Source organism: Pararobbsia silviterrae (assembly GCF_003628125.1).
Classification (GTDB): Bacteria; Pseudomonadota; Gammaproteobacteria; order Burkholderiales; family Burkholderiaceae; genus Pararobbsia; species Pararobbsia silviterrae.
The window spans coordinates 283,001-309,529 of sequence record NZ_RBZU01000005.1 but is presented as its reverse complement, the minus strand read 5'-3'; the positions used below and the strand labels follow the sequence as shown (position 1 = coordinate 309,529).

21 protein-coding genes, 1 tRNA gene and 2 pseudogenes are annotated in these 26,529 nt (G+C 62.3%); 8 read left to right on the top strand and 16 right to left on the bottom strand.

What is annotated here, in order from left to right:
• Nucleotides 1–76 precede the first annotated feature (76 nt).
• Nucleotides 77–1,246 carry a glycerate kinase gene (locus D7S86_RS13920; RefSeq protein ID WP_121087394.1) on the top strand — a complete coding sequence of 390 codons (1,170 nt, stop codon included), beginning with the start codon at nt 77–79 and terminating at the stop codon, nt 1,244–1,246.
• Between the two features lie 233 nt (nt 1,247–1,479).
• On the opposite strand, the gene D7S86_RS13915 is transcribed toward D7S86_RS13920, so the two are convergent.
• Together D7S86_RS13915 and D7S86_RS30195 are read right to left on the bottom strand one after the other, a co-directional pair.
• Complete coding sequence (locus D7S86_RS13915) at nt 1,480–2,319, bottom strand: squalene/phytoene synthase family protein (protein ID WP_121087392.1); 840 nt, start codon at nt 2,317–2,319, stop codon at nt 1,480–1,482.
• Nucleotides 2,320–2,691: 372 nt separating this feature from the next.
• Nucleotides 2,692–3,555, bottom strand: a pseudogene (locus tag D7S86_RS30195) (IS3 family transposase); the annotation flags it as partial.
• 68 nt (nt 3,556–3,623) lie between these two features.
• Between D7S86_RS30195 and D7S86_RS13900 the strand changes: the two are divergent.
• Entirely contained in the window at nt 3,624–4,673 is a 1,050-nt protein-coding gene (locus tag D7S86_RS13900; RefSeq protein ID WP_121087387.1) for an IS110 family RNA-guided transposase, read from the top strand.
• A gap of 206 nt (nt 4,674–4,879) precedes the next feature.
• On the opposite strand, the pseudogene D7S86_RS13895 reads toward D7S86_RS13900, so the two are convergent.
• The 4 genes and pseudogenes from D7S86_RS13895 to D7S86_RS13875 all read right to left on the bottom strand — a co-directional run.
• Nucleotides 4,880–5,170, bottom strand: a pseudogene (locus D7S86_RS13895) (transposase); the annotation flags it as partial.
• Nucleotides 5,171–5,368: 198 nt separating this feature from the next.
• On the bottom strand, nt 5,369–6,484 hold the full coding sequence (locus D7S86_RS13890) for an NHL repeat-containing protein (protein WP_147432325.1): 1,116 nt from the start codon (nt 6,482–6,484) through the stop codon (nt 5,369–5,371).
• A gap of 76 nt (nt 6,485–6,560) precedes the next feature.
• On the bottom strand, nt 6,561–7,031 hold the full coding sequence (locus D7S86_RS13885; protein WP_240648141.1) for an NlpC/P60 family protein: 471 nt from the start codon (nt 7,029–7,031) through the stop codon (nt 6,561–6,563).
• A 316-nt stretch (nt 7,032–7,347) separates the two neighbouring features.
• Nucleotides 7,348–8,757 carry an MFS transporter gene (locus tag D7S86_RS13875; RefSeq protein WP_121087582.1) on the bottom strand — a complete coding sequence of 470 codons (1,410 nt, stop codon included), beginning with the start codon at nt 8,755–8,757 and terminating at the stop codon, nt 7,348–7,350.
• Between the two features lie 95 nt (nt 8,758–8,852).
• On the opposite strand from D7S86_RS13875, the gene D7S86_RS13870 reads away from it, so the two are divergent.
• Complete coding sequence (locus tag D7S86_RS13870; RefSeq protein WP_121087379.1) at nt 8,853–9,743, top strand: LysR family transcriptional regulator; 891 nt, start codon at nt 8,853–8,855, stop codon at nt 9,741–9,743.
• Nucleotides 9,744–9,939: 196 nt separating this feature from the next.
• Here the strand turns inward: D7S86_RS13870 and D7S86_RS13865 are convergent, their stop codons facing one another.
• The 3 genes from D7S86_RS13865 to D7S86_RS30680 form a co-directional block, all read right to left on the bottom strand.
• Nucleotides 9,940–10,680: a tyrosine-type recombinase/integrase gene (locus tag D7S86_RS13865; protein WP_240648140.1), complete on the bottom strand. Its 741-nt coding sequence runs from the start codon at nt 10,678–10,680 to the stop codon at nt 9,940–9,942.
• 353 nt (nt 10,681–11,033) lie between these two features.
• Nucleotides 11,034–11,120: transfer RNA gene (locus D7S86_RS13860), tRNA-Leu, on the bottom strand.
• A 362-nt stretch (nt 11,121–11,482) separates the two neighbouring features.
• Nucleotides 11,483–11,686, bottom strand: coding sequence for a hypothetical protein (locus tag D7S86_RS30680; RefSeq protein ID WP_420813246.1), 204 nt, complete (start codon nt 11,684–11,686; stop codon nt 11,483–11,485).
• 351 nt (nt 11,687–12,037) lie between these two features.
• Between D7S86_RS30680 and ompR the strand changes: the two genes are divergently transcribed.
• Both ompR and D7S86_RS13845 read left to right on the top strand, forming a co-directional pair.
• Entirely contained in the window at nt 12,038–12,763 is a 726-nt protein-coding gene (gene ompR / locus D7S86_RS13850) for an osmolarity response regulator transcription factor OmpR (protein ID WP_121087375.1), read from the top strand.
• Nucleotides 12,764–12,796: 33 nt separating this feature from the next.
• Nucleotides 12,797–14,200 carry an ATP-binding protein gene (locus D7S86_RS13845; RefSeq protein WP_121087373.1) on the top strand — a complete coding sequence of 468 codons (1,404 nt, stop codon included), beginning with the start codon at nt 12,797–12,799 and terminating at the stop codon, nt 14,198–14,200.
• Between the two features lie 52 nt (nt 14,201–14,252).
• Here the strand turns inward: D7S86_RS13845 and ispF are convergent, their stop codons facing one another.
• Entirely contained in the window at nt 14,253–14,735 is a 483-nt protein-coding gene (ispF, locus tag D7S86_RS13840) for a 2-C-methyl-D-erythritol 2,4-cyclodiphosphate synthase (RefSeq protein ID WP_121087371.1), read from the bottom strand.
• Nucleotides 14,736–14,799: 64 nt separating this feature from the next.
• Entirely contained in the window at nt 14,800–15,606 is an 807-nt protein-coding gene (ispD, locus tag D7S86_RS13835; protein WP_121087369.1) for a 2-C-methyl-D-erythritol 4-phosphate cytidylyltransferase, read from the bottom strand.
• 136 nt (nt 15,607–15,742) lie between these two features.
• Here ispD and mfd point away from each other — a divergent pair, with 136 nt between their 5' ends.
• Nucleotides 15,743–19,288 (top strand): transcription-repair coupling factor, encoded by a 3,546-nt coding sequence (mfd, locus tag D7S86_RS13830; RefSeq protein WP_121087367.1) that lies wholly within the window; start codon nt 15,743–15,745, stop codon nt 19,286–19,288.
• Between the two features lie 36 nt (nt 19,289–19,324).
• On the opposite strand, the gene D7S86_RS13825 is transcribed toward mfd, so the two are convergent.
• Nucleotides 19,325–20,068 carry a hypothetical protein gene (locus D7S86_RS13825; protein ID WP_147432324.1) on the bottom strand — a complete coding sequence of 248 codons (744 nt, stop codon included), beginning with the start codon at nt 20,066–20,068 and terminating at the stop codon, nt 19,325–19,327.
• A 52-nt stretch (nt 20,069–20,120) separates the two neighbouring features.
• On the opposite strand from D7S86_RS13825, the gene D7S86_RS13820 reads away from it, so the two are divergent.
• Entirely contained in the window at nt 20,121–20,360 is a 240-nt protein-coding gene (locus D7S86_RS13820) for a hypothetical protein (protein ID WP_121087364.1), read from the top strand.
• A 307-nt stretch (nt 20,361–20,667) separates the two neighbouring features.
• Nucleotides 20,668–21,897 carry an acetylornithine deacetylase gene (gene argE / locus D7S86_RS13815; RefSeq protein ID WP_121087362.1) on the top strand — a complete coding sequence of 410 codons (1,230 nt, stop codon included), beginning with the start codon at nt 20,668–20,670 and terminating at the stop codon, nt 21,895–21,897.
• Between the two features lie 90 nt (nt 21,898–21,987).
• Here the strand turns inward: argE and D7S86_RS13810 are convergent, their stop codons facing one another.
• The 4 genes from D7S86_RS13810 to D7S86_RS13795 all read right to left on the bottom strand — a co-directional run bounded on the left by D7S86_RS13810 (nt 21,988) and on the right by D7S86_RS13795 (nt 26,082).
• Nucleotides 21,988–22,806 carry an ABC transporter permease subunit gene (locus tag D7S86_RS13810; RefSeq protein ID WP_121087581.1) on the bottom strand — a complete coding sequence of 273 codons (819 nt, stop codon included), beginning with the start codon at nt 22,804–22,806 and terminating at the stop codon, nt 21,988–21,990.
• The gene (locus D7S86_RS13805) at nt 22,806–23,720 is read right to left on the bottom strand and encodes an ABC transporter permease subunit (RefSeq protein WP_121087360.1); all 915 of its coding nucleotides are present in this window, start codon (nt 23,718–23,720) and stop codon (nt 22,806–22,808) included. Before D7S86_RS13805 ends, D7S86_RS13810 begins: the two co-directional genes overlap by 1 nt.
• Nucleotides 23,717–24,868: an ABC transporter ATP-binding protein gene (locus tag D7S86_RS13800; RefSeq protein ID WP_121087358.1), complete on the bottom strand. Its 1,152-nt coding sequence runs from the start codon at nt 24,866–24,868 to the stop codon at nt 23,717–23,719. The genes D7S86_RS13805 and D7S86_RS13800 overlap by 4 nt, the downstream gene beginning before the upstream one ends.
• Before the next feature lie 116 nt (nt 24,869–24,984).
• Nucleotides 24,985–26,082, bottom strand: a complete 1,098-nt coding sequence (locus D7S86_RS13795) for a polyamine ABC transporter substrate-binding protein (RefSeq protein ID WP_121087580.1) — start codon at nt 26,080–26,082, stop codon at nt 24,985–24,987.
• Nucleotides 26,083–26,529: the final 447 nt, after the last annotated feature.

Sequence of the window (26,529 nt, the reverse complement as noted above, 5' to 3'; positions counted from 1 at the left end):
TCGGCGATCAACGCGTGCAAAGACACGCGCGATTGCGCTGGCGCGTGCCCTCGCCCTCGAACCCCAATCACACACCATGCCCAACACCGCTGCCCCCGTCGTCGTGATCGCCCCGGATTCCTTCAAAGGCTCGCTCAGCGCCGAGCAGGTCGCGCATGCGATCGCTACCGGCGTACGCCGGGTCTGGCATGCCGCCGACATCCGGATGCGCCCGCTCGCCGACGGCGGCGAGGGCACGCTCGACGCACTGCTGACGCGCGGCGGCCGGCGTGTTCGCGTGCATGTGCGCAACGCCGCGGGCGAACCCTTCGAAGCGGCATCGGGCGTGCTCGACGACCGGACATCGATCGTCGAAAGCGCGGAGATCGTCGGACTCACCGATGCGGCAGGAATGCGCGTACCCATCGAACGTCGCAGCACACTCGGCCTCGGCGATGCGATCCGCGCGCACCTGGATCAGGGCGCGCGCCGCATCCTCATCGCACTCGGCGGCAGCAGCACGAACGACGGCGGCGCCGGATTGCTCAGCGCGCTCGGCATGCGTCTGCTTGATGAAGACGGTGTGCCCCTCCCTCCGACACCCGACTCGCTCGACCGGCTTGCAGGCATCGATGCAAGCGGGATTGACGCGCGACTGCGTCAATGCGAGTTGGTCGCCATGACCGATGTCGACAATCCGCTGTGCGGACCGCATGGCGCGACCGCGATGTTCGGTCCGCAAAAGGGCGCGAAGCCCGCGCAAATCGCGACGCTCGACCGTACGCTTTCGCATTTCGCGGATCTCGTCGAAGCCGCCCTCGGCAAGCGCGTGCGCGACTTGCCCGGCGCGGGCGCCGCGGGCGGCCTCGGATTCGCGCTCCATGCGCTCGGCGCCACGTTCGAACCGGGCGCGGAGATCGTCGCGGCGGAAGTCGGGCTCGATGCCGCGCTGGAGGGCGCGGATTGGTTGATCACGGGCGAAGGCCGCAGCGACGAGCAAACCTTGCGCGGCAAGACGCCCTTCGTCGCGTGCAGTCACGCGCGCAAGGCCGGCATCCCCGCGACGCTGCTGTCGGGGGGCATCGTGCCCGATGCACTGCCCGCGCTCGGCGCGCATTTCTCGGGCTGCTTCTCGCCGATACCGGGTCCGATGACGCTCGACGCCGCCATCGCGGGCGCCGAAACATTGCTTGCCGACGGCGCCGAGCAGCTCGCTCGCCTGTTCGATGCGGCGCGCGGCGTGGCGCGCCTCGAAACGCGCGCGTGACAAACGCTCGCCTGACGCGCGATGCTCGCCACGGCGCACCGCCGAGCGCCATGACGGCGTAGCTCGATGATCGATACGGGGCGACTTGGAAACGACGAGGCGACTCAGTCAGAGATGACTGAGTCGTAGGTGCTGAGTCGTAGGCGACTTAGAAACGTCAGATCGGCGGCCAACGCGCCAGGACGGCCCCTACCCGGCGCCGATCCTGAGCGCAGGATATCCCGACGACCCGGTCAGATGCCGAGACGCGTCGCGCGGAACGCGACCCAAAGCTTGCGCACGGGCGTCAGCGCGATTCGCTGATGTAGCACCTGGTACTGCTCGCCTTCGATCTCATCGAGCAGTGCGAGCGCGATCGCGATTTGTGCGCGAATCACGGGCTGCCGCTTGAGCGTCGCGCGCGACGCGGCTGCGAGCGCGGCACGCAAGCCGTCGCGCGCGCGATCCAGTTGAAAGCGCATCAGCGCGGTGAAGTGATCAGAGTAGCGGCGGTTAATGATATCGGCCGCCGTCACGTTGAACTGCTGCATCTCGCTGATCGGAATATAGATTCGGCCGCGACGCGCGTCGTCGCCGATATCGCGGACGATTTCAGCGAAGATCAGCGCGACGCCCGCCGAAAATGCCCACTCGCGGTCGTCGGCGCCGTCCTTCGATTGGGCGGCGAGCAACGCGGAAAACGTGCCGCCGATCTTGCGCACGTATTGCTGGAGTCCGGGCAAGTCGAGGTAGCGCGCCTGGGCCAGGTCCATCGCGAATCCCTCGGCGATGTCGGCGAATGCGATGACGGTCTGCTCGGCCTGTGTTGCGTCGAGCGCGCCGCGCAACTCGATGGCGACCGGATGGGTCGGCTGGCCGTCGGCGATCGTGGCCAGTTCGCGTTGCCACCAGGCCAGTTTCGCGTGGCCGACCGCGGTGTCAGACGATTGCTCGACCGTTTCCTCGAGTTCGCGCCGCAGGGCAAACAAGGCGGTCAATGCGCGCCGCCGCGATGCGGGCGCGCGAAGGACGGCGTAATACGCGCTCGAACCGAGCGGCGCGCCTTTTTCCTGCGTGTATTGATCAGGCTTCACGGATGACTATTCAAGCCCAGGGAAGGCACAGGACCGGCAACCGGGACCGATCCGCGCGAAGCACAATGTTGCAAAGAAAGCGCCTGCCGAGCCAAGCGAAAGCTGGCTCGACGAGACTGGATTCCTGACAGCGCGCGACGGGCTTTCGACAGCACTCGAAAACGCCGCTGTTAAGAATCAACTACTGAGTGGTGCGAGGAGCGGGACACCCGCACGCCCATCCAGAAAGGCTCCCAGCGACTTATGCGTAATAAATGCGTAGCCATCGAAAACATTTGGCGCCCCTCACTCACCGCGCGAGGCCGGATAGTAGCAAAAATAGCGGTCTTCCGTCTAACTCAGCCGATATGAAACACTGACCTGCCCGGTTTCCTAAGACCACGCGATTCCAGAAATAACGGCTGTTGGTAGTCGTTGTTCGTGTGCCCGACGAAACTCGTCGGGCGTCTGGTAATTCAAGCTCGAATGTGGCCGTACCTTGTTGTAGTGCACACGCCAGTCTTCGATCACGATCTTTGCTTCGATTCGATTGCGGAACCACTCCATTGCCAAGCACTCGTCCCTGAACTTGCCGTTGAAGCTTTCGTTCGTTCCGTTTTGCCACGGCTTGCCTGGATCGATAAAGACCGTTTCGATGCGTTCCCCGCAAGCCCAACCAAGTAGCCGCGCACTCACGAACTCAGGGCCGTTGTCCGACCGAATTTATCGGGGTGCTCCGTGCACGCTGATCAGTCGCCCCAGTATGTCGATCACGCGGTGCGAGCGGATCGAACCGGCTACATCGATCGCGAGGCACTCTCGCGTGTATTCGTCGACCACCGTCAAGCACTTCAGCTGTTGCCCGTTTGCGCAGGCATCAAACACAAAGTCGTAGCTCCACACGACGTTTCTCGCCGACGGCGTTGGAACACGCGGCCGGCTGTTCGCAAGCCTGCGTCGACGTCGCATTTTAGGCGCTTGTAGGTCTGCTTGTGCCCACAGCCGGGCGCAGCGCTCCTTGCCGATCTCGAATCCGTCTCGTCCGAGCAAGACTCGGATACGACGCAAACCAAAGCGCGGATAAATCCCCGAAAGCGCGCGCATTGCCTCCATCACCGAGGCGTTCTTCGCCGGCATGCGCGACACGTATCGCAAGCTCGATCGACTGACCTGAAGCAGCGCACACGCCCGTCGCTGACTGATCTTGCGTGATATCGCGTACCACGCCGCCTCGCGACGAACCTGTGCGCTCACCATTAATGGTCCGCCCCTCCCACAGTCGCATAATTCCGGCTGACGCCGATCACCACCGAAGGAGGTGTGTCATGAGTCAGCATTGCCCTTCAACCGTAGCCCGGATGGGCATCGATATTGGAAAGTCCGTGTTCCTTGTAGTTGGCCTTGATACGAAGGGCAAACCGGTGTGCCGTAGCCGGCTGACCCGCGAGCGGCTGCTGGAATTCCTGGCGCGAGCGTCGCCGACGATTGTCGGTATGGAAGCTTGTCCAGGTAGCAACTGGTTAGCACGCAAAGCGGCAGCTCTGGGGCACGACGTACGAATCGTTCCCGCTCAATTCGTTAAGCCTTTCGTCAAGTCGAATAAGACGGATATTGTCGACGCGGAAGCGATCGCTGAAGCTATCTCTCGTCCGACCATGCGCTTCGCGCAACCAAAGACAGAGGCCCAACTGGATCTGCAGGCACTTCATCGGGTCCGGCAACGGTTGGTGTCATGCAAGACTGCAATCATCAATCAAGCCCGCGCGTTTCTCCTCGAATATGGTCTGACCATCGGTGCTGGCCCAGCCTTCTTCGTACACGACATGCCCGACATTCTCGCCGCCGATGACAATGGACTGACGACAGCGATGCGTGACCTTCTGCAGGAGCAGTGGCAAGAATATCGCTCTGTCGAGATACGGCTGGAACAACTGCGTCGCCGGATTGAAGCAATCTCTGGCGCTGACGATGTCGCCACGCGCCTCACTTCGGTGCCAGGCATCGCGCATCTGACCGCAACGGCCATCACGGCTTTCGCTGGCACTGGTCGTCAGTTCAAATCGGGACGCCACTTTGCATCTTGGCTCGGGCTTGTACCAGGTGAGTATTCCACCGGTGGGAAGCAGCATCTGCTGGGAATCAGTAAGCGAGGTAATCCGTATCTGCGCAAGCTGTTGGTGCACGGCGCCCGAACCTGTGTACTTCATCTGGATCGCACCAAAGATCGACTAGGTCAATGGATCTCGGTGATGGAATCAAACGGAGTGCATCGAAACAAGATTGTCGTCGCGCTCGCCAACAAGCTTGCTCGGATCGCATGGACCATTCTTACAAGGCAAGGAACGTTTTATCTACGGCAGCCGCGCATTCAATAGGTTGCTGCAGCAGCCCTCAAGGTTTGCAGACGTGAATTGATGACGAAACAGAGCACTGGCGTTTGGTAAGCCCGGGACAAAAAATCGGCCCTTGAGGTCTGACCATTTGTTGGGAACCGGACGCGCACATCCCATCATGGCCTTGCTGTCAAAAGCAGCTCACTCGCGAGAGGCCGGATACATTTACGCAAACTGTCTCGTCAAACAACGCTCGCTTGCAAAGCCGGGGCGGACCATACATTTTTTGTGGCGATCTCCTTCATCACTTCGATCTCGAGATCGCGATCCGCCACCAGCTTCTTGAGCCGCGCATTCTCGGCTTCCAGTGCCTTGAGTCGTTTGACGTCGTCGCTCACCATCTCGCCGAAGCGCTTGCGCCACGCGTAGATCGACGCTTCGCTCACGCCATTGCGCTTAGCCACATCGGCGATCGAATCTCGATCCGCCTCGCGCAAAATCCGAACGATCTGCTCGTCGCTGTATCGGCTCTTCTTCATGACGCCCTCCGTTGCCGGATGCGCCATTATCTCCAGATTCTCGTGGTGCTCAATTACCGGGGCAGGTCAAGGCGGATGGTTCGAATTTTTTCGGTCATTGTTTAGACGAAAAAAAACCCGCAGAGGCGGGCTTAGTTTTCACAGTTTGAGAAGGCTCTCGCCAACGCGCAGGCATGCCGAACTAACCTTCTTCAAAGGTCACGGGCTGACGACTTCGATAAGGTTCGTAGCCTGAGAGTCTGTAATAAAAAGATGTCCACTGCTGTCGATGGCCATACCGCCCGGAAAACCGAGACTTGCCGTACCTAACGAAACGAGCGTTGGATTGGAGGAGCCAGGCGGAATTTTATAGATCGTGATGTTATTGTCAGTGAGTCCTGCGGCCACGTAAATGGTTCCATCACCTCCGACCACTGCTTCGGATATTTGCAAGTGAGCAGTCGGTGGAAACACAACCGGTGTCGATGTGCCCACCGGTATCTCGTAAAGCGTTCCTGACACCGATACCACAAAAAGATTGCCCGACAAATCAACTGTGACGTCGACAGGGTCAGCGATTGCTTCCGTCACCAACGATGCGCTCGACGAACCGGCGGCAATTTTGTAGACAGTGTTATAGCCATAACCCACCACAAAAACGTCGCCCGCCGCGTCGGCGGTTATGTTATCTGCGTGGAGCGCAGTTGTCGGTGCCAATTGCGTTGTGACTCCCGAAGAAAGCTCATAGACATTTCCGTTGTCTAATTCGCTGATGTATAAGTTGTTGCCGGAATCAATACCTAAACCCGCCGGAGCCGACACCCCGGTCGCAACACTCAGGAGGCCGGTCGCCCCCGCCGCCTTCTCATACAAGCCAACCGTGCTGCCAGCCGTTATGAAAAGGTTGTCCGCCGAATCAACAACTATCCCCGCAGCATCGAAAGGCAAGCTGAACTGATCGATCTGCGGAACGCTACATTGAACCGCAATGCTTGTGATGGCCGCCGTCACATTTGAGCCGCTACCGGATATCACTTTGCAACTCAAATCGGTCGGTTCAGCACTTACGGTAACATCGTAGTGCCCTCCCGAAGCCACTTCAGAATCGAATTTGAATGCGCCATCTGCGCCGATGACAATCGGGTCGGCACCGTTGTTCGCGAGCGTGAGCGATCCGCCTGTGAGACCCGACACCGTGCCACCAACCGAATACGAAGCTGCTGTCGCGGGCGGGCTTGGCGCAGTTGCAGACGCGGTAGTGGCGTCACTGCCTCCGCACCCGGATAAAACCCCCGCCATTGCCAACGGCAAAAATGTCCGGATTATCGTATTCATGTTCTCCCCGAAGATTCTAGTCACGCGTCGTTAGCGCAAAAAATTGAGTTCTCTTTCAAAAATCTTTCGTTAAAAATCACGAAAACGAGCAGAAATATACCTGTTTACGATCGAATATTGTCCGGTCGCTCTGAAAATCCCTCGGAGTGGGCTCTCGCGGATCGAAGGGCGTGCTCAACCGAGCGTGCCGTGCAACAAAACGAGTCGCCTGCCGCCAATAGCCGCCGTACACGTCCCGCGACGAAAGCCGCCCGTACAGGTGATGCAGAATGTGCGTGTCTCCGAGGTACACCGCCGCATGATTCGGAACGCCGTTAGTCGACCGGATCTGCATCAAAATCACATCACCCGTTTGCAGCTCCGCGTGCTCGGGCAGCACGATGCCCCCACGCTGCTCTAGCCCCGCCGTATATAAGTCACTTTGCCCGTCGTTCCACCAGCCATCAGGACGAAAAGCGTCCTCAAGCGCGATGCCCAGCTCGCGCGCGTAGTAATCGCGCACGAGCGACCAGAAGTCGAGGACGCCGTGCACGAACTGACGGCCCACGAGCGGCGCGATATACCTTCAGCGCCCTCAACAAGTCGTGCGCGAGCGCGTAGTCACACTGCCGGGATTTCCCTCAGCAATTCGCCTGCCAAGCGAAGGCGGTGGTAAATCATTCCCGCGATGGAAGGCCGTCGAGGTGATCGCGTGGGTCGAGTCGCATCAAGGAGGCAGGAAAGCGACGGGCGGGCGTCCGCGAAAGGGAGACTAGTGGAGGCGGCTGTCCGCTTCGGGCCGAAGTCTGCTCAACACAACGTACAGAGTTCGGCCAATAGCTGACCCTCGCGTACGACGACATCACGACACTCGACCGTCTGCTTCAGGACGGTAAGCGGGCATTCCGCTTTCGAGCTCGATAACCTAGCTCCGGTCCATGACCCAGAGTTCGCCAGGCGGTTGCGGCGCCGACAATCAGAAGCACCGCCGAAACGGTCAACGCGAGCTTCATCCCTCGGATAAACGACACCGCATCGGGCTGCCGAACAAAGAAGCCGAATAGCGCAACGCCCACTACGCCGCCTACCTGACGGGCGGTATTCAGCAAACCGGACGCAATCCCAGACTGCGCGCTACCCACAGCGGCGAGCGTCGCAGCAGTGATGGTCGGAATCGTTAGCGCAATGCCACTGCCTGCGAGCAGCATCGGTATCGCTAGCAGCGAGAAAGAATGCGCGGCGATCGCCGGCCGCATCGCGAGATAGCCGACCGCGGAAATTAAAAGCCCAACCGTTGCTAACCCGCGTGCGCCGACCCGGCTCGCCAGTCGCCCGGCAACGATGTTCATGATCATCAGGATGCCCATCATCGGCAGGAATGCCACGCCGGTGCGTACCGGCGACATATGCCAGACCGACTGGAAGAGTAGGCTCAGCGTGAAGACAATGCCGTAAAAAACCAGGTTCGCAATCATGCCGATCAAGGTCGCATTGCGGACTATGCGGTCCTGCCACAATGAGGCAGGCAACATCGCGTCAGGATTGCGGGCTTCCAGCCAGACGAACGCAATACTCAGCCCGACGCAGAGTGCAAACGCGCCCTCGATGATCGGGCTGCGCCAGCCCAGCGCGCTGACTTCAGTCGATGCGAACGTCAGTGTTGCCAGCGCGAGGGCCCCGGTGAGTTGCCCGGGTAGATCCAGACTCCTGCCAGATTGTGCTTCCGTATCAGGCGCGAATCGCCATGTCATCCAGATCCCTGCGATGCCGACAGGAACGTTGACCAGAAAGATGCCGCGCCATCCGAGCGCCGCAACAAGCAGCCCCCCTGCCAGCGGTCCTGCGGCCAAAGCAATGCCGCCGCCTGCGCCCCACCATCCGATCGCCCGGTTGCGCTGCGTCGCGTCCTGGAATGCCAAGCGCAAGACAGCCAACGAGTTCGGCACCAGCAGCGCCGCTCCCACGCCTTGAACGAGACGCCAGACGATCAACACCTGGATGGATTGTGCCGTTCCGCAGCCGATCGACGACAGCGTGAATATCGCGTAGCCCACGATGAACACACGCTTTGCACCCAGCCGGTCGCCCAATGTGCCTGCGATCAGCAGCGACGACGCGAAGACCAGCGCATAGGCATTGACAACCCATTGAAGGCCCGTGATACCTGCGCCAAAGACGGTTCGCAACGTATCGAGCGCGACGTTGACAACGCTGACGTCGATCAGGACGACGACAAAGCCGAGGCAGGCCGCCACCTGAACGAGCGATGGGTGATGTTTGGATGGTGTTTGCATCGGCAGTCCTCTGAATGGAGAAACTGAAGCGTAGAAGATCGCCTTCTGTGCGAATATTCCGAAAAAGTGCACGACTGACCGGAGAAAATGCACAGATGTTCGATTGGGAAAACCTTCGCTGCTTCGTTGCCGTGGCGCAAACAGGCAGTCTCTCGGCGGCGGCAAGGCGACTCAATGTCGACCACGCAACGGTAAGCCGTCGCGTGAGCGCGCTCGAAGCCGAGCTAAAGATGCGAGTGATCGACAGGTTGCCTCGCGCGTGCCGACCGACGCCGGCGGGTAGGCAGATTCTGGTGTTCGCGGAGCAAATGGAGGAGCGCGCATTCGCGATCGAGCGCCTCGCACTCGCGCAACAGATGCCGCTGCAAGGCGTGGTGACCGTCAGCGTGCCGCCGGTGCTCGCGAACAATCTCTTTGCGAATCATTTTCATGAGTTCACTCGTTTGCACCCGGGAATCCGGCTAGCGATCGCCAGTCAGGCCCACCGCGTTTCCCTCGGACGCCGGGAGGCGGATCTAGCTGTGCGCCTTATTCGCCCCGAGGAACCGCAAAACGTCACCCGCAAGCTTGGTGAGATGACGTTCGGGCTCTATGCGAGCCGCAGCTATGTGCACGCGTCAGCGCCGGCCAATTGGGAATTCATTGGCTACGAAACGCAATTCGCGGAAATGCCGCATCAGCACTGGCTCCAATCGATCGCTCAAGGACGACGTATCGTCTGCGAAGTCAGTGACATCACGACGCAGCAGGTGGCGGCCCGGACGGGAGTCGGAGTGGCGGGGCTGCCAGTGTTCATGGGTGACAGCGATCCCGAATTGCAACGCCTGCCGTTTGAAGGGCAACGATTCTCTCGCGAAATCTGGCTGGTCGTGCATACAGATCTCAGAAATTCGCCGCCGATTCGTGCCGTGATCGACTTTATCTCGGGCGTTACAGGCAGGACCTTCAGTCAAGATTTTGGGTTGTCGGAACAGCTACGACGCTGACTGGCCCTGGCGAGAGGAGGCGTCGTCCGATTGCCACTTCAAAGCGGCCTCCGACGGCGCCGGCAGGTGAACGGCAGACACGGGTCGATAAGAGACTGCCACATGGCGTCCTTCGACAACTAGCCGAGCCGAGTCGCGATGTCCGCCGCGCTCTCGTTGTAGTACGTCATTAGCTCTTTGATGTTCGTGTGCCCCGTCATTCGCGCCAGGTCGAGGACAGGGATTTTTTTGCCAGCCGAGTAATCGCCTTGTGCCGAGTGTCGTGAAACGTAAATCTCGCCTGCTCAGGCATGTCAGGAAACGCCTTGTCGCGGGCGCGCCGAAACAGTTGGTCGCGACTCTTGTCGTTGACGTTGAACAGCGGCTGGCCGGCATCGACCTTCGGGAGAATGCCCAGCAGTTCGATGGCGCGCGTGGACAGCGGCACGTCGCGCGCACTGCCATTCTTGGTCAGCGGAAGATGGGCCACACGGCTGGCAAAATCGACGGTCATGCCGGTGAGCCCAAGGATCTCGCCTGATCGCATTGCAGTCTCGATGGCGAACAAGAATGCGACCGCCACGCGCTGCGACGTATACCGCACCTCTTTGCCCTCTTGATACCCAAGCGCGAGCAACGTCGCCTCAATCTCGCCTGGCGCGATCCGCCGAAAGCGCGGAGGCCCGTCGGCCGGGCGCGTAACGTCCCTCATCGGATCGGTCGCGAGCCAGCCCCATTCCTTTCGTGCCACATCGAAGGCGTGCGAGATCAGAGACATCTCACGCGAAACGCTCGCCGGCGCAACTTCGCGTAAGCGGCCGTCGCGCCAGGCCGCAATGTGCCGAGGCTGAAGGTCTGCCAGTTTGATTTCGGAGAACGGCCGACCGTCAATCTTCTTCTGGCCAATGAGTTTGAGGCGGAGGATTTCCCACCGCGAGCCGCGCTTTGAGGGGCTCACCTTGTCCGCGTAGTCGGTGAGTACGTCGCCGACCGTGTGCGTCTTACTACCCTGGCCGCTCGCTATTGACCGGAGCTCGGTCTCCCGCTTCGCCGCCCATGCTTGGGCCTCAGCCTTCGTGTCGCGGACGGCGGAATCGCGGACGCCCTTTACATAGACCTCCGCTCGTCACCCACCGGCGGCCTTTCGAAACGATGCCATGCGTAGCCCCGTGCGTAAATTCTGCGTAACGGTGCGTAGTTTAGCGTGGTTTCGATTGGCTTTCTTACAAAGTTGGGCGACCTTAATCTCCGCTCAACCCCTTGATTTTACGTGCCTTGTGGTGCCTTTTTGCTGCATGCGCTTCTGTCTGTTGGTGCGAGGAGCGGGACTCGAACCCGCACACCATTGCTGGCGTCAGGACCTAAACCTGGTGCGTCTACCAATTTCGCCATCCTCGCGCCCGAGCCTCGATCCAGCTGACGCGCCGTTCGACGTTGCCGCACAAATCCGTGTGGCACGCCGTAGACGCCGCCCGGTCGAGCCGGTCTGTATGCATCAGGTCGCCCTGTCGCCGAACGCGGCGCGGCCTGGGCCGTGCGCTGCGAAGTCCGGTAGTTTAGCCGATCGGCCAACCCTTGTCTTGCGCGATTTAAGACGCCCGACATGACCCGCGTGCACCATCCAATTTGTTACAGGATGCGACGTCTTTCGGAAAAGTCCCAATGGCTGAGAATGGATTTTGCGTGCGGGAGGATGCATCGCGCGGGACACGACGATCCGATCGAGCACACGCGGGCCGCCCGAACTGTGCAAGCCGCCGTTACCGTTTGTAAAGGTCGCGCACCGCGTCTTCGATATGCTGACGCAGAAGTCGGCGCTCGTCAGGGCTCATATGGCCGTCATGACGATGCTCCGAGATTTCGGGAGGAACAGGATCGGGCGTGGGCGGCGGCGGTGGAATGACAATGCGCGAAAACCGGTGGGGAGACCTGTGAGGCGGATGATCCGCGGCATCGACGGACATGCTCTGCGCCTGAACACTCGACACGATGCCGAGTAGGAGCCCCGCCAGTCCGATCTTCGCGTATCGCCTCACCGCCCCCGTCATTGCTTGCCTTTGGTTACCTTCGTCTGCCATTCATGCATGCGCTTGGCGACCGCGGGCGGATCCACGATCACCTCCAGAGCGCGTTTATCGGCGCGTACCTCGAACGACGCGTCATTTTGAGATTGTTAACACCAATTTCAATATCGAGCCAGAGTGTACGCAACGCGACTTGTCGTCGTGCCACGGGCGCAGTAAATTTTGTAACGCTTTGTAAGTCGCTTTCGACGCCAAACGCGCGCGAAAAACGAATCACGATAAGATCACGACATGGAAACCAAAAACCCGTCAAAAATCCTCGTTGTCGACGACGATCCCCGCTTGCGTGACTTGTTGCGCCGCTATCTCGGCGAGCAAGGGTTCAATGTGTACGTCGCCGAAAATGCGCCGGCAATGAACAAGCTGTGGGTCCGCGAACGTTTCGACCTGCTCGTGCTCGATCTCATGCTGCCCGGCGAAGACGGCCTCTCGATCTGCCGCCGCCTGCGCGGCAGCAACGACCGCACGCCGATCATCATGCTGACGGCCAAGGGCGAAGACGTCGACCGCATCGTCGGCCTCGAAATGGGCGCGGACGACTATCTGCCCAAGCCCTTCAATCCGCGCGAACTCGTGGCGCGGATTCACGCCGTGCTGCGGCGCCAGACCCCGACCGAACTGCCCGGCGCACCGTCCGAAACCACCGAGGTCTTCGAATTCGGCGAATTCGCGCTGAATCTCGCGACGCGCACGCTGACGAAGAACGGCCAGGAAATGCCGCTCACGACGGGCGAGTTTTCCGTGCTCAAGGTCTTCGCGCGCCATCCGCGCCAGCCGCTGTCTCGCGAAAAGCTCATGGAGCTCGCGCGCGGACGCGAATACGAAGTGTTCGACCGCAGTCTCGATGTGCAGATCTCGCGCTTGCGCAAGCTGATCGAGCCGGATCCGAGCAGCCCTCGCTTTATCCAGACGGTATGGGGACTCGGTTACGTCTTCATTCCCGACGGAGCGGCCTGAGCGTTGCGCGGAGCCTTTTGAAGAGGCGCTGCCATGAGAATCGACCGGCGCCTTCTGACGCTCGCATTCGGCGGACTGTTCTGGCGAACCTTCGCGCTGATCGCCTTGCTGATCGCCGTAAGCCTTGCCGCGTGGTTCCAGAGCTTCCGCGTGATCGAGCGCGAACCGCGCGCGCAACGCGTGGCGCTTCAACTCGTCGCCATCGTCAAGCTCACGCGGACCGCGCTGCTCTACTCGGACCCCGACCTACGGCGCGCGCTGCTGCAGGACCTTGAAAGCAACGAAGGCGTGCGCGTCTATCCGCGCGAGCCGTCCGACAAGTTCCAGCTCCAGCCCGACGAATCGCTGAACCGCCTGATCGAGTCGGATGTCCGCGGCCGCCTCGGCAACGATACGGTCATCGCGCAATCGGTCAACGATATCCCCGGCGTCTGGATCAGCTTCAAGATCGACGACGACGACTACTGGGTCGCGCTCGATCGCGACCAACTCGATAACGTCACGGGTCTCCAGTGGCTCGGCTGGGGGATTTTCGCGCTCGCGCTGTCGCTGTTCGGCGCCGCGTTCATCACGAGTCTCGTGAACCGGCCGTTCGCGCGGCTTGCGCTCGCGGCGCGCAAGCTCGGCGCCGGACAAGTACCGGACCCCTTGCCCGAGCGCGGCATGGGCGTCGCGGCCGAGACGAATCGAAGCTTCAATCAGATGGTCCGCGATCTCGAACAACTCGAGGCCGATCGGGCCGTCATGCTCGCGGGCATCTCGCACGATTTACGCACGCCGCTCGCGCGCCTGCGACTCGAAACGGAAATGAGCCCCGCCGACGCGGCGACCAAGGACGCGATGGTCGACGACATCGAGCAGATGGACAAGATCATCGGCCGCTTCCTCGACTATGCACGGCCGACGCAGCGCACGGCCGAAGTCGTCGATCTCTCGTATCTGACGCGTGAAATCGCCGGGCGCATGGCAAGCGAAGACGGCGTCGAGATCACGCTCGAACTCGCAGAACGCGCGACGATCGAGGGCGATTCGACCGATATGCGGCGCGTGATCGCCAATCTGCTCGAAAACGCGCGCAAGTACGGCAGGCATTCGGATGAAGAGATCCCGCAGATCCATGTCTCGACCGTGGCTCAGCACGGTCAGATCGATCTCGTCGTGCGCGATCTCGGACCGGGCATTCCCGAGGATCAGATCGCGCTCGTCACGCGGCCGTTCTACCGCGTCGATACCGCGCGGACGCAAGCCGACGGCACCGGGCTCGGCATGGCGATCGTGCAGCGGCTCGTCTCACGGCATCGCGGTTCGCTGCGGCTGCGCAACCGGCAGCCGGGACCGGGGCTCGAAGTCTCGCTGAGCTTTCCCGAGTACCGTGCGGCATCGCGCGGCACCGATGCCGCGCGCGATATGCTGCGCGACCTCAAGCGCGAAGCCTGAGGGACTGCGGTACGCGCATCTGTCCCGTACGTCCGGCCCGCTTCGAATCCGCTCAGCGCTTCTCGAGCAATACGATCGCCTGCGCCTCGATACCTTCCTCGCGGCCGAGATAGCCGAGCTTTTCATTGGTCTTGGCCTTGACGTTGACCGCGTCGGTTGCGAGCCCGAGATCCTCCGCGATCGTCGCGCACATCGCGCCGATATGCGGCGCGAGCTTCGGCTTCTGCGCAATGACCGTCGTGTCGACGTTGACGATCGAGAACCCCGCTTCGCGCACGCGCTTCGCGGCCTCGCGCAGCAGCACGCGGCTGTCGGCGCCGTGGAATGCATCGTCCGTATCGGGAAAATGGCGGCCGATGTCGCCCATGGCCGCCGCGCCGAACAGCGCGTCCGTCACCGCATGAAGCAGCACGTCCGCGTCGGAATGTCCGAGCAGCCCGCGATCGAACGGAATCGTGACCCCGCCGATGATCAACGGACGTCCCGTCACCAGTGCGTGCACGTCATACCCCTGGCCGATTCGCAAAGCCGTCATCTGTCCTGTCCTGTTCGAATAAACCGTAATAAAAAGCGCGACGCCGCCGCTGCCGGCACGTCGCCTAGATCGCGCGGCCGAGCAGAATCGCCTCGGCCATCGCGAAGTCTTCGGGATACGTGACCTTGAAGTTGCGCATCGTGCCCGTCACGAGCCGCGGACGATGGCCGAGCCGTTCGAGCGCGCTCGCCTCGTCGGTGACCGCGAACCCCGCCTGCTGCGCTTCGACCAAGGCATGACGCAGCAAGCCGATCCGGAACATCTGCGGCGTCTGCGCGAGCCAGAGGCCGTCACGCGGCTCGGTCCGGCCGATGCGCGCCGATTCGAGATCGTGCGCAGCGCGTTTGAGCGTATCGGCGAGCGGCATCGCAATGATGCCGCCGACCTCGTCGTCGCGCACCGCCTCGACGAGTTGGCGAATCAGCGCTGGCGTCACGCCGGGGCGCGCCGCATCGTGCACAAGCACCCAGTCATGGTCGGCCGCGCCGAGTTCGGCGAGCGCGCCGAGTCCGTTGAGCACGCTCTCGTGGCGCGTCGCGCCGCCGCATCGCCGCGACGTGAAACGCAAGCCCGAAAACTGCGCGGCGTCGAACAGCGCATCATCAGGCGACAGCACGACGAGCGTCTGCGCGAGCTCATCGCACGCATCGAATGCCGCCAATGTGTAGTGAAGCAGCGCGCGGTCACCGATCGCCCGATATTGCTTGGGCATGTTGGCGCCGGCGCGGGCGCCGACCCCGGCACACGGGATCAAGGCGAAGAGCCGATCATTCTGGCGAGCGTTCACGCGAAAAAACGACGAGTCTGGAGAAGGAGCGAATTCTATAATATTGCGTTTGATCCGGTGCGCGGCATCGTGGATACCCTGCATGCATCACGCACCGTGAGCCGCGTCACGCGCGTATTTCGTGTTGGTATCGCGCTGCGCACGCAGCATCCCGGTTGGCGAAGCCCCGGCCCGCATGCGGGCCGGGGCGTTGTCGTTTGAATAGTCTGAAGAATCGTTCATGTCCGATCAGTCCGCCGTCCCTACGTCCACGCCCCTGCCTACCGCCGCGCCCCCGGTGCCGCCGGTCCCCGCCCCCGTCCCGTTCGCGAAGGCCGGTACGCGATTCGCGTTCGACGGCACGCACGGTTCATCGGACGCGCTGCTGATCGCCCGTTATTTCAGACAACATCACGCAAAACTGCCCGTGCTCGGCGTGATCTGCGCGAGCGCGGTCGACGCGCAACGGCTGTTCGCCGAGATCGGCTACTTCGCGCCCGAGGCCCGCGTGCGTTTGCTGCCCGACTGGGAAACGCTGCCCTACGATTCGTTCTCGCCGCATCAGGACCTGATCTCGGAACGCCTGGCCACGCTGCACGATCTCGACGCGGGCCGATGCGACATCCTGATCGTGCCCGCGACGACGGCGCTCTACCGGATGCCGCCCGCCTCGTTCATGGCGGCCTACACGTTCGAATTCAAGCAGGGGCAACGGCTCGACGAAGCACGGCTCAAATCGCAGCTCACGCTCGCCAGCTACGAACATGTGAGCCAGGTCATGCGGCCCGGCGAATACTGCGTGCGCGGCGGGCTGATCGATCTGTTCCCGATGGGATCGCCTTTGCCGTACCGGATCGACCTGTTCGACGATCAGGTCGAGACGATTCGCGCGTTCGATCCCGATACGCAACGCAGCCTCTACCCCGTGCATGAAGTGCGTCTGCTGCCGGGTCGCGAATTTCCGTTCGACGAAGCGGCCCGTACCGCGTTTCGCGGCCGCTGGCGCGAAACGTTCGAAGGCGATCCGAGCCGCTCGCCGATCTACAAGGACATCGGCGCCGGCGTGCCCTCGGCGGGTATCGAGTACTACCTGCCGCTGTTCTTCGACGAGACGGCGACGCTGTTTCACTATTTGCCCGCCGACACGCACCTCGTGATGGTCGGCGATCTCGAAGGCGCGATCCGGCGCTTCACGAACGATACGAAGCAACGCTATGCGTTCATGTCGCACGATCGCGAGCGTCCGATTCTCGAACCCTCGAAGCTGTTCCTGACCGACGAGGATCTGTTCATTCTCGCCAAGCCGTTCGCCCGGCTCGCGCTGCCCGCCGCGGCCGATGCGGGCAGCGGCGACTGGGCCGCCGCGCTGCCGAACCTCGCGGTCGACCGGCATGCGGACGACCCGGTCATGGCGTTGCGCAGCTTCGTCGGCACCGCGAGCGCACAGGGACAGCGCGTGGTCCTGTTCGCCGAATCGCCGGGACGGCGCGAGACGATCGCGCAACTGATGGCCGATAACGGCCTGCGCCCGCAACTCGTCGACAGCTTCGATTCGTTCGTCGCGGCGGCGAGTGCAACGAGCGCGCCCGCGTTCGCGCTCGCCGTGGGCCCGCTCGCGAGCGGCTTCCTGCTGCGCCCCGACGGCGTCGCGCTCGTGACCGAAAACGAGCTCTACGGCAAACTCGCGCGCCGCGCGGGACGCCGGCGCCAGGAACAGGCGAGCAATGTCGACTCGATGGTCCGCGACCTGTCCGAGCTCAAGGTCGGCGATCCCGTCGTGCACGCACAGCACGGCATCGGACGTTATCTGGGCCTCGTGACGATGGACCTCGGCGAAGGCGACACGGAGTTCCTTCACCTCGAATACGCGGGCGACAGCAAACTGTATGTGCCGGTCGCACAGTTGCACGTCATCTCGCGATACAGCGGCGCGGATCCGGATACCGCCCCGCTGCACGCGCTCGGCTCCGGTCAATGGGACAAGGCGCGGCGCAAGGCGGCCCAGCAGATTCGCGACACGGCCGCCGAATTGCTGAATCTCTATGCACGCCGGGCCTTGCGGCAAGGTCATGCGTTCACGCTCGAACCGCGCGACTACGACAAGTTCGCCGACAGTTTCGGTTTCGAGGAGACCCCGGATCAGGCCGCGGCAATCGCGTCGGTCATCGCCGACATGACGAGCGGCAAGCCGATGGACCGGCTCGTATGCGGCGACGTCGGCTTCGGCAAGACCGAGGTCGCGTTGCGCGCGGCGTTCATCGCCGTGCTCGGCGGCAAGCAGGTGGCGATCCTCTCGCCGACGACGCTGCTCGCCGAACAGCATTTCCAGACGTTTTCGGACCGGTTCGCCGACTGGCCCGTGCGGATTGCCGAGCTCTCGCGCTTCAAGACGACAAAAGAAGTGTCCTCGTCGATCCAGGCGCTCAACGAGGGCACCGTCGACATCGTCATCGGCACGCACAAATTGCTCTCGCCCGACGTCAAGTTCAAGCGACTCGGTCTGGTGATCATCGACGAGGAACACCGCTTCGGCGTTCGGCAAAAGGAAGCGCTCAAGGCGCTGCGCGCCGAAGTCGACGTGCTCACGCTGACCGCGACGCCGATCCCGCGCACGCTCGGCATGGCGCTCGAAGGCCTGCGCGATTTCTCCGTCATCGCAACAGCGCCGCAAAAGCGGCTCGCGATCAAGACCTTCGTGCGTCGCGAGGAAGACAGCGTCGTGCGCGAAGCGATGCTGCGCGAGCTCAAACGCGGCGGCCAGGTCTACTACCTGCATAACGAAGTCGAAACAATCGAGAACCGCAAGGCGCATCTCGAACAGCTCGTGCCCGAAGCACGCATCGTGATCGCGCATGGACAAATGCACGAGCGCGAACTCGAACGCGTGATGCGCGACTTCGTCTCGCAGCGCGCGAACGTCCTGCTCTGCACGACGATCATCGAGACCGGCATCGACGTGCCGAGCGCGAACACGATCCTGCTGCACCGCGCCGACAAGTTCGGCCTCGCGCAATTGCATCAGTTGCGCGGCCGCGTCGGACGTTCGCATCACCAGGCGTATGCGTATCTGATGGTCCACGATCCGAGCGCGCTGACCAAGCAAGCTCAACGGCGCCTCGAAGCGATTCAGCAGATGGAGGAACTCGGTTCGGGCTTCTATCTCGCGATGCACGACCTTGAAATTCGCGGCACGGGTGAAGTGCTCGGCGACAAGCAATCGGGCGAGATTCACGAGATCGGCTTCCAGCTCTACACCGATATGCTCAACGACGCCGTCAAGGCGCTCAAGGCCGGCAAGGAACCCGATCTGCTCGCGCCGCTCGCGGCCACGACCGAGATCAATCTGCACATTCCCGCGATTCTGCCGTCCGACTATTGCGGCGACGTCCAGGAGCGGCTCTCGCTCTATAAGCGGCTTGCGAATTGCGAAACGAGCGATGCGATCGACGACGTCCACGAGGAACTCGTCGATCGTTTCGGCAAGCTCCCGCCGCAGGCGCAGGCGCTCATCGAGACCCACCGGCTGCGGCTCGCGGCCAAGCCGCTCGGCGTCGCGAAGATCGATGCATCGGAAGACGCGATCGCGTTCCAGTTCACGCCGAATCCGCCGATCGACGCGATGCGCATCATCGAGATGGTCCAGAAGAATCGGCATATCAAGCTTGCCGGCCAGGACAAGCTGCGCATCGAAACACGCAGTCCCGATCTGCCGGTGCGCGTCGCGACGATCAAGGAAACCCTTCGAGCGCTCGGCGCACCCGCGAAACAAGCGACTGCGTCGCGCTGAGGGCGGTCCGACGGATACGCTCAGGTGCAGGCGCGACTACGCTCGCCTGCACCTCGACTCGATGGCCGCACAAAATCGTTCGGCGCGATCGAGATCGGTCGCGAGCGGCATCATGTCCATCCGATCGACGTCCATCAGAAACGCGCGCAGGCATTCGCATTCGCTTGGCGGTAGATACGATTGACCGCGCGTGACGCAATCGGGCGCGCGACCGGCGTCACTGACCGCGTATTGATCGAACAACGCCTCGATACGCGCGCCTGACGCTTCTCGCGCGGCACCGCCGGCACCACCGGCACCACCGGCACCACCGGCACCATGATGCATGGCATCGAGTTCGTCGGACCACGGCGCTAGCGCAATGGCGAGCATCGTGAGCCGAAGCACATCGTCATATCGAGGAACCTGCAGATTCGCGGTGGTACGCCACCGCACGGGGCGAAACGCGATATCGAACGGCGTTCCCGCATCGAAGCTTTCGACGACGGTTTGCACGGCGGCGCGCGCTTCCGCGAAAATCACGATCGATCTCGCCCGCTCAGGTAGAGAGCGCACCGACAACAAAATGCACCCCCAGTGAGCCCGCATCCGCACGACGACAAGCGCCTGCAATGGGCAACGCATGAGCACCTCGCTGAGCGAATCGCCCCGGCAGCAGACAATCACATCGCGCGGATACCACCCTGCATGCGTCGCGACGCCGGTGACACGCGTGCAGGCGCTATACACCGCCGCGAGATTGGTCGCCCAGACCTGAAAACGCCCGCCCACGCTATTCATGGACTCCATGACGCGCGCTGAGACTTGGTTATGACAATTCCACGCCTGCGCCATGTTCCGCTCGAATCGGGTCAGGGCGCCATACATTCGACTTGCCGACGGACGGCTCGTCACGCTGAGCGCGACGCGAGGCCCGGCGTCGACGCACGCGGGCACGCACCAGACGCGCTGCTGCGTCGTGCGCAGCAGTTCGGACCTCGACATCGTTGGCGAAGGGGCGGCGCAAGCCCGCGCGGCCCGAGGCGACACGATCACCGGCGATGCGCCCGCGCAGGCGACCGCGCGCTCGTGATGACGCCTGTGCGCGCCGGAGGAAATCGAACCCGTTGCACTCACCGAAAACATAGCGGAATCCCGAATAAGAATGACAAGCCCGGCACACGATTGATGCACGTCCGCAAGATCGCAAGGTCCCGCGATCGCACGACACACCACGACGCAACGGCGCACGGCCCCCGCGGTTTGGCCGAGCCGTTCGCGGACAGGCGAGACCATACGACGGATGGCACGAAACACGCTTGCACGCCTCGCTCCGGCATGCCCGCGCCCGGCTGCATGAGTTGCGCTATGATCGGGCATCGTCTCCACGGAGAGTCTCCATGTCCGATATCGCCGAAAGCGCGCGCGTCGTGGGCGAATCCGACGCAGCGCCGCAGTCGCATGCCCGCCCCGCCTCACTCGACTGGATCGAGCGTCTGATCGCATTCAACACGGTCAGCCGCGAGTCGAATCTCGGGCTCATCGAAACCGTTCGAGACCATCTTTCCAAACATGGCATCGCCTCGACGCTGACCTACGATGCGGGTCGCAACAAGGCCAATCTGTTTGCGACGATCGCGGCCGCGCACGGCGCGCAGCAAGGCGGCATCGTGCTATCGGGTCATACCGACGTCGTCCCGGTCGACGGACAGCAATGGGATACCGATCCGTTCGCGCCCGTCGTGCGCGACGGCAAGCTCTACGGCCGCGGCAGTTGCGATATGAAGGGCTTTATCGGCGTCGCGCTCTCGGCGCTGCCCGACCTGCTGAACACGCGGCTCGACAAGCCCGTGCATCTCGCGCTGTCGTATGACGAAGAAATCGGCTGCGTCGGCGCGCCTTCGATGATTGCCGAACTGCAGGCGCGCGGCGTGCATCCCGAGGGCTGCATCGTCGGCGAACCCACGAATATGCGCCCGATCGTCGCGCACAAGAGCATCAGCTCCTATCGCTGCTGCGTACGCGGCCATGCGGTGCACTCGTCGTTGACGCCGCAAGGCGTCAACGCGATCGAATACGCGGCCCGGCTCATTTGCCAGATTCGCGACATCGCCGATACGCTCAAGCAGCAAGGCCCGTTCGATGAAGCCTTCGACGTCCCGTTCTCGACCGCATCGACGGGCCTGATCGAAGGCGGCATCGCGGTCAACACGGTGCCCGCGCGCTGCGATTTCGTCTTCGAATATCGAACGCTGCCCGGCGTCGATGCATCGAAGATCATCGAACGCATCGAGACGTACGCGCGCACCGTGCTCGAACCCGAAATGCGCAAGGTATCGCCGAACGCGTCGATCGAATTCACGCGACGTTCGGCATCTCCCGCGCTCGAAGCGTCCGAACAGGATGCGATCACGCAACTGGTCCGCGCACTCACGGCGAACCGCGAAACGCACAAGGTCGCCTATGGCACCGAGGCCGGCCTCTTTCAACGCGCCGGTATTCCAAGCGTCATCTGCGGCCCCGGCAGCATCGAGCAGGCGCACAAGCCCAACGAATTCGTGACGCTCGATCAGATCGCGCTCTGCGAGACCTTTATCCAGAAACTGATCCGCAGCATGACGCTCGCCTGAATCGGCCCGCCCGGCGATCGATCAGGCGACCCGCATCCGGCGAGCGATTCAGGTAAGCAATGTCAGGCGAGCGATTGCCGACGAGCGGCTTCAGGCGACCGGCTTCAAGCGCCGCTTCTCGGCACGTTGCATCACGTAGTTCGCGATGACGACGCCGATCGTCACGACCGTGATGAACAGCGTGGCGAGCGCGTTCATTTCAGGATTCAGGCCGAGGCGCACACGCGAGAAGACCACGAGCGGCAAGGTCGTCGATCCTGGGCCCGACAGGAACGCCGAGAGCACGAGATCGTCGATCGACAGCGTGAACGAAAGCAGCCAGCCCGCCATGAGCGCCTGAGAGATCAGCGGCAGCGTAATCGCGAAGAACACCTTGAGCGGCGTCGCGCCGAGATCGAGCGCGGCCTCTTCAAGCTGCGGATTGAGTTCCCGCACGCGCGATTGAACGATGATCGCGACATACGAAATGCAGAGCATCACGTGGCCGATCCAGATCGTCATGATGCCGCGCTCCGCGGGCCAGCCGATCAGATTGCCCATTTCGACGAACAGCAGCAGCAGCGAAATCCCCTGGATCACCTCAGGGATCACGAGCGGCGCGTTGATCATGCCCGAGAACAGCGTGAAACCGCGGAACCGGCCGAATCGCGCGAGCACGAAGCCCGCCCAGGTGCCGATCACGACCGACGCGAACGCGGTGAGCACCGCGATGCGCAGCGACAGCCAAGCCGCCGAAATCAGCTCGTCGTCGTCGACGAGCGCCGCGTACCATTTGAACGAAAAATTCGTCCAGATCGTCACGAGCTTCGACTCGTTGAACGAAAAGACGATCAGGCTCAGGATCGGGATATAGAGAAACGCGAACCCGACGCCGAGCATCGACACCTGCAACGCGCGATTGGGGCGGATCATCGACGCTTCTCCAATTCCTGATTCTGAAAGTATTGGAACAGCGCCATCGGCACGAGCAGCAACACGACCATCGCACACGTGACCGCCGACGCCATCGGCCAGTCCGCGTTATTGAAGAATTCGTCCCACATGACGCGCCCGATCATCAGCGTATCGGCGCCGCCGAGCAGTTCCGGGATCACGTATTCGCCGACCGCGGGAATGAACACGAGCAGGCAGCCCGCGATGATGCCGTTCTTCGACAAGGGCACGGTCACGCGCCAAAACGCAACCCACGGCCGCGCGCCGAGATCGTAGGCCGCTTCGAGCAGCCGCAGATCCATCTTGACGAGATGCGCGTACAGCGGCATCACGAGAAACGGCAGGTACGAATAGACCATGCCGATATAGACGCCGATATTCGTGTGATAGAGCTCGATCGGATCGTGGATGATGCCCGTCCAGATCAGAAACTGATTGAGCAGGCCGTTGTTCTTGAGAATGCCGATCCATGCGTAGACGCGAATCAGGAACGACGTCCAGAACGGCAGCATGACCGCCATCATCAGCACATTGCGCGTGCCCGGATTCGAGCGCGCGATGTAATAGGCCATCGGATAGCCGATGAGCAGGCACAGCAGCGTCGTGATCGCCGCGACCTTGACCGAATTGACATAGGTCGCGAAGTACAGCGAATCGGTCACCAGGAACACATAGTGGCCGAGCTGCAGCGTGATATTGACGACACCGTCCTTGAGCGTCGCGAGTTCGGTGTACGGCGGAATGCCGAGCTGCTGGTCCGCGAAGCTGATCTTGACGACCAGGATGAACGGCACGAGAAAGAACAGCAGCAGCCAGACGAACGGGCCGCCGATCACGAGCGTGCGGCCCGACGGGCGCACGCGATCGATCCATCTGCGCAGCGTGCTCATTTGACGAGCACCACGCCCGAACCGGCGCTCCACGACACGTAGATCCGCGCGTCGGCATCGACCTCGCCGAGCTCGGACAAAGCCAGGCTCGCGACGTTGGCAACGACCTTGTGACCCGAATCGAGCACGACGTGCACGAGCGTGTAGCCGCCCATATACGCGAGATTCGTGACGGTACCCGCCGCCCAGTTATACGGTTGGTTCGGCTGCGTGCGCGAGACCGCGACGCGCTCGGGCCGCACCGACACGCTGACGTTCATGCCGAGCGTGCCCGAAATGCCGTGGCTCACATAGATACGCGACGGCAATGCGGCGCTCTCGATATGCACATGGTCGGCCTCGTCCTCGACGATCGCGCCGTCGAACAGATTCGTCGAACCGATGAATTCGGCCGAGAACCGCGAGTTCGGAAATTCGTAGACCTCGTGCGGCGTGCCGACCTGCACGATGCGGCCCTCGCTCATCACCGCGAGCCGATGCGCCATCGTCATCGCCTCTTCCTGATCGTGCGTGACCATGATGCACGTGACGCCGACCGACGACAGGATGTTCGTCACTTCGATCTGCGTACGCTGGCGGATCTGCTTGTCGAGCGCGGACATCGGTTCGTCGAGCAGCAGAACCTTCGGACGCTTGACTAGGCTGCGCGCGAGCGCGACGCGCTGTTGCTGACCGCCCGAGAGCTGGTGCGGCTTGCGCTTCGCGTAGCGCGACATCTGCACGAGTTCGAGCACCTGCGCGACGCGTTCGCGGATTTCGGCCTTCGGCGTCTTCTCCTGCTGGAGCCCGAACGCGACGTTGCCCTCGACCGTCATATGCGGAAACAAGGCATAGGACTGGAACATCATGTTGACCGGCCGGCGATACGGCGGCATCGACGCGAGATCTTCGCCGTCGATCAGGATCTTGCCGCTCGTCGCCGTTTCGAGTCCGGCGAGCATACGCAGCAGCGTCGATTTCCCGCTGCCCGAACTACCGAGCAAGGCGAAGATCTCGCCTTTGCGAATCGAGAGGCTTACGGCGTCGACGGCGATCGTGCCGCCGCCGAAATCCTTGACGACATCGACGATCTCGACAAACCGTTCGGGATCGGCGCCTGCGCGGGCGCCGCCGGCGCCTGCCGCTCGCGCGTTCGACAGCTCACTCATGATGATTCGGGTCTCTCCTTCCTTAAAACAAAGCCCCCGACCGGTCGGGGGCTTCGACAACGTGAACGCGGGATCGGGAGCTCAAGCGCCGCGCCGATCCCGAGCGAGGCGTTGACTCAGTGACCGGTCTTGAACTCGGTCCACAGACGCGTCTCGAGCCGGTTGATGTCCGCCGGCAACGGCTTGAGCAGGAACAGCGTCTTCAACACCTCGGGCGGCGGATAGACGCCCGGATCGTTCGCAACGTCCTTCGCGACGAACTGACGCGAGGCCGCGTTCGCGCTCGGATAGAAGACTTCGTTCGTGATCGCCGCATGGACTTCGGGCGTCTCGATGTAGTTGATCCACTGCAGCGCGGCGTCCTTATGCGCCGCGTCCTTCGGGATGACCATCACGTCGAACCAGATCGGCGCGCCGCCCTGGGGAATCACGTAATTGATCGAGAACGCCTTCTTCGCTTCCTGCGCGCGTTTCTTCGCGATGATCACGTCGCCCGAGAAGCCGTACGCGAAGCAGATGTCGCCGCCCGCGAGATCGTTGATGTAGCCCGATGAATTGAACTGCGTGATGTACGGGCGGATCTTCTTGAGCATCTCGAGCGCGGTCCGGTAATCGGCCGGGTTCGTGCTGTTCGGATCCTTGCCGATATAGTGGAGCGCCGCCGCGAACACCTGGTCGGGCGCGTCGAGCACCGACACGCCGCAGCTCTTGAGCTTCGAGAGATTTTCGGGCTTGAACAGCACGTCCCAGCTATCGAGCGGCACGCTGCCGCCGAGCGCGGCCTTCGCCTTCTCGACGTTATAGCCGAGACCCGTCGTGCCATAGGCCCAGGGCACCGCGAACTTGTTGCCCGGATCGGCGCCCGCGACGAGCGCCATGAGATTCGGATCGAGGTTCTTGAGATTCGGGATCTTCGACTTGTCGAGCGGTTCGAAAATGCCCGCCGCGATCTGCTTGCCCGCGTAGTTCGTCGTCGGCACGACGATGTCGTAGCCCGAATGCCCCGTGAGCAGCTTCGCCTGGAGCGTGTCGTCGCTGTCGTAGTTGTCGTACTTGACCTTGATGCCGGACTGCTTCTCGAAGTTCGGAATCGTATCCTTCGCGATATAGTCGGACCAGTTGTAGACGTTGAGCTGCGTGTCTTTTGCGGCAGCCGTTCCCACTGCGGCGATCGACATCACCATCGCGGCGACGCGAACCAGGCGCGTACGCATTTTCCCGTTCATCATGTGTTCTCCGTCAGATCACGATCGTGCGATCGCGCTCCCAGTCGTCTCGATGAAGATCGTCGGATCTTCACGGCTCCTTTCGTCTTTCTTTCCAACCGGTTACGCGTGCTGCACGAACCGGCCGCACCACACCGACGGTGCTCAAAGTACACGAGTCGGCCGCCCGTCAAAATGATTTGTCGCGCCCCGATCAAGCCGTCGCGAACCGGGCGTCATTATTGTTGAAAACTTTGCGAGATCAAAGCGCTTATGCGTGATTTTTTTGCGCTTTGCGCGTTTACGAGACCGTAAGGCGCACGAACGCCGGATAGCGCGGCAGGGATACGCGCGACGCATGTGCGGCCTCGATCCGCGGAGATCCCGAGTCGTTCAAAGCGGAACCGTCGACCGCCCGGCGCCGCTTCAATACACTCGTGAAGCCGATACATCGAA

Bases quoted from the DNA above. Each gene is read 5' to 3' on its own strand.
- D7S86_RS13920 (WP_121087394.1), top strand. From the start codon at position 77: ATGCCCAACACCGCTGCCCCCGTCGTCGTGATCGCCCCGGATTCCTTC.
- D7S86_RS13900 (WP_121087387.1), top strand. From the start codon at position 3,624: ATGAGTCAGCATTGCCCTTCAACCGTAGCCCGGATGGGCATCGATATT.
- D7S86_RS13890 (WP_147432325.1), bottom strand. From the start codon at position 6,484: ATGAATACGATAATCCGGACATTTTTGCCGTTGGCAATGGCGGGGGTT.
- D7S86_RS13875 (WP_121087582.1), bottom strand. From the start codon at position 8,757: ATGCAAACACCATCCAAACATCACCCATCGCTCGTTCAGGTGGCGGCC.
- D7S86_RS13870 (WP_121087379.1), top strand. From the start codon at position 8,853: ATGTTCGATTGGGAAAACCTTCGCTGCTTCGTTGCCGTGGCGCAAACA.
- D7S86_RS30680 (WP_420813246.1), bottom strand. From the start codon at position 11,686: ATGTCCGTCGATGCCGCGGATCATCCGCCTCACAGGTCTCCCCACCGG.
- ompR (WP_121087375.1), top strand. From the start codon at position 12,038: ATGGAAACCAAAAACCCGTCAAAAATCCTCGTTGTCGACGACGATCCC.
- D7S86_RS13845 (WP_121087373.1), top strand. From the start codon at position 12,797: ATGAGAATCGACCGGCGCCTTCTGACGCTCGCATTCGGCGGACTGTTC.
- ispF (WP_121087371.1), bottom strand. From the start codon at position 14,735: ATGACGGCTTTGCGAATCGGCCAGGGGTATGACGTGCACGCACTGGTG.
- ispD (WP_121087369.1), bottom strand. From the start codon at position 15,606: ATGCAGGGTATCCACGATGCCGCGCACCGGATCAAACGCAATATTATA.
- mfd (WP_121087367.1), top strand. From the start codon at position 15,743: ATGTCCGATCAGTCCGCCGTCCCTACGTCCACGCCCCTGCCTACCGCC.
- D7S86_RS13825 (WP_147432324.1), bottom strand. From the start codon at position 20,068: ATGAATAGCGTGGGCGGGCGTTTTCAGGTCTGGGCGACCAATCTCGCG.
- D7S86_RS13820 (WP_121087364.1), top strand. From the start codon at position 20,121: ATGTTCCGCTCGAATCGGGTCAGGGCGCCATACATTCGACTTGCCGAC.
- argE (WP_121087362.1), top strand. From the start codon at position 20,668: ATGTCCGATATCGCCGAAAGCGCGCGCGTCGTGGGCGAATCCGACGCA.
- D7S86_RS13805 (WP_121087360.1), bottom strand. From the start codon at position 23,720: ATGAGCACGCTGCGCAGATGGATCGATCGCGTGCGCCCGTCGGGCCGC.
- D7S86_RS13800 (WP_121087358.1), bottom strand. From the start codon at position 24,868: ATGAGTGAGCTGTCGAACGCGCGAGCGGCAGGCGCCGGCGGCGCCCGC.
- D7S86_RS13795 (WP_121087580.1), bottom strand. From the start codon at position 26,082: ATGCGTACGCGCCTGGTTCGCGTCGCCGCGATGGTGATGTCGATCGCC.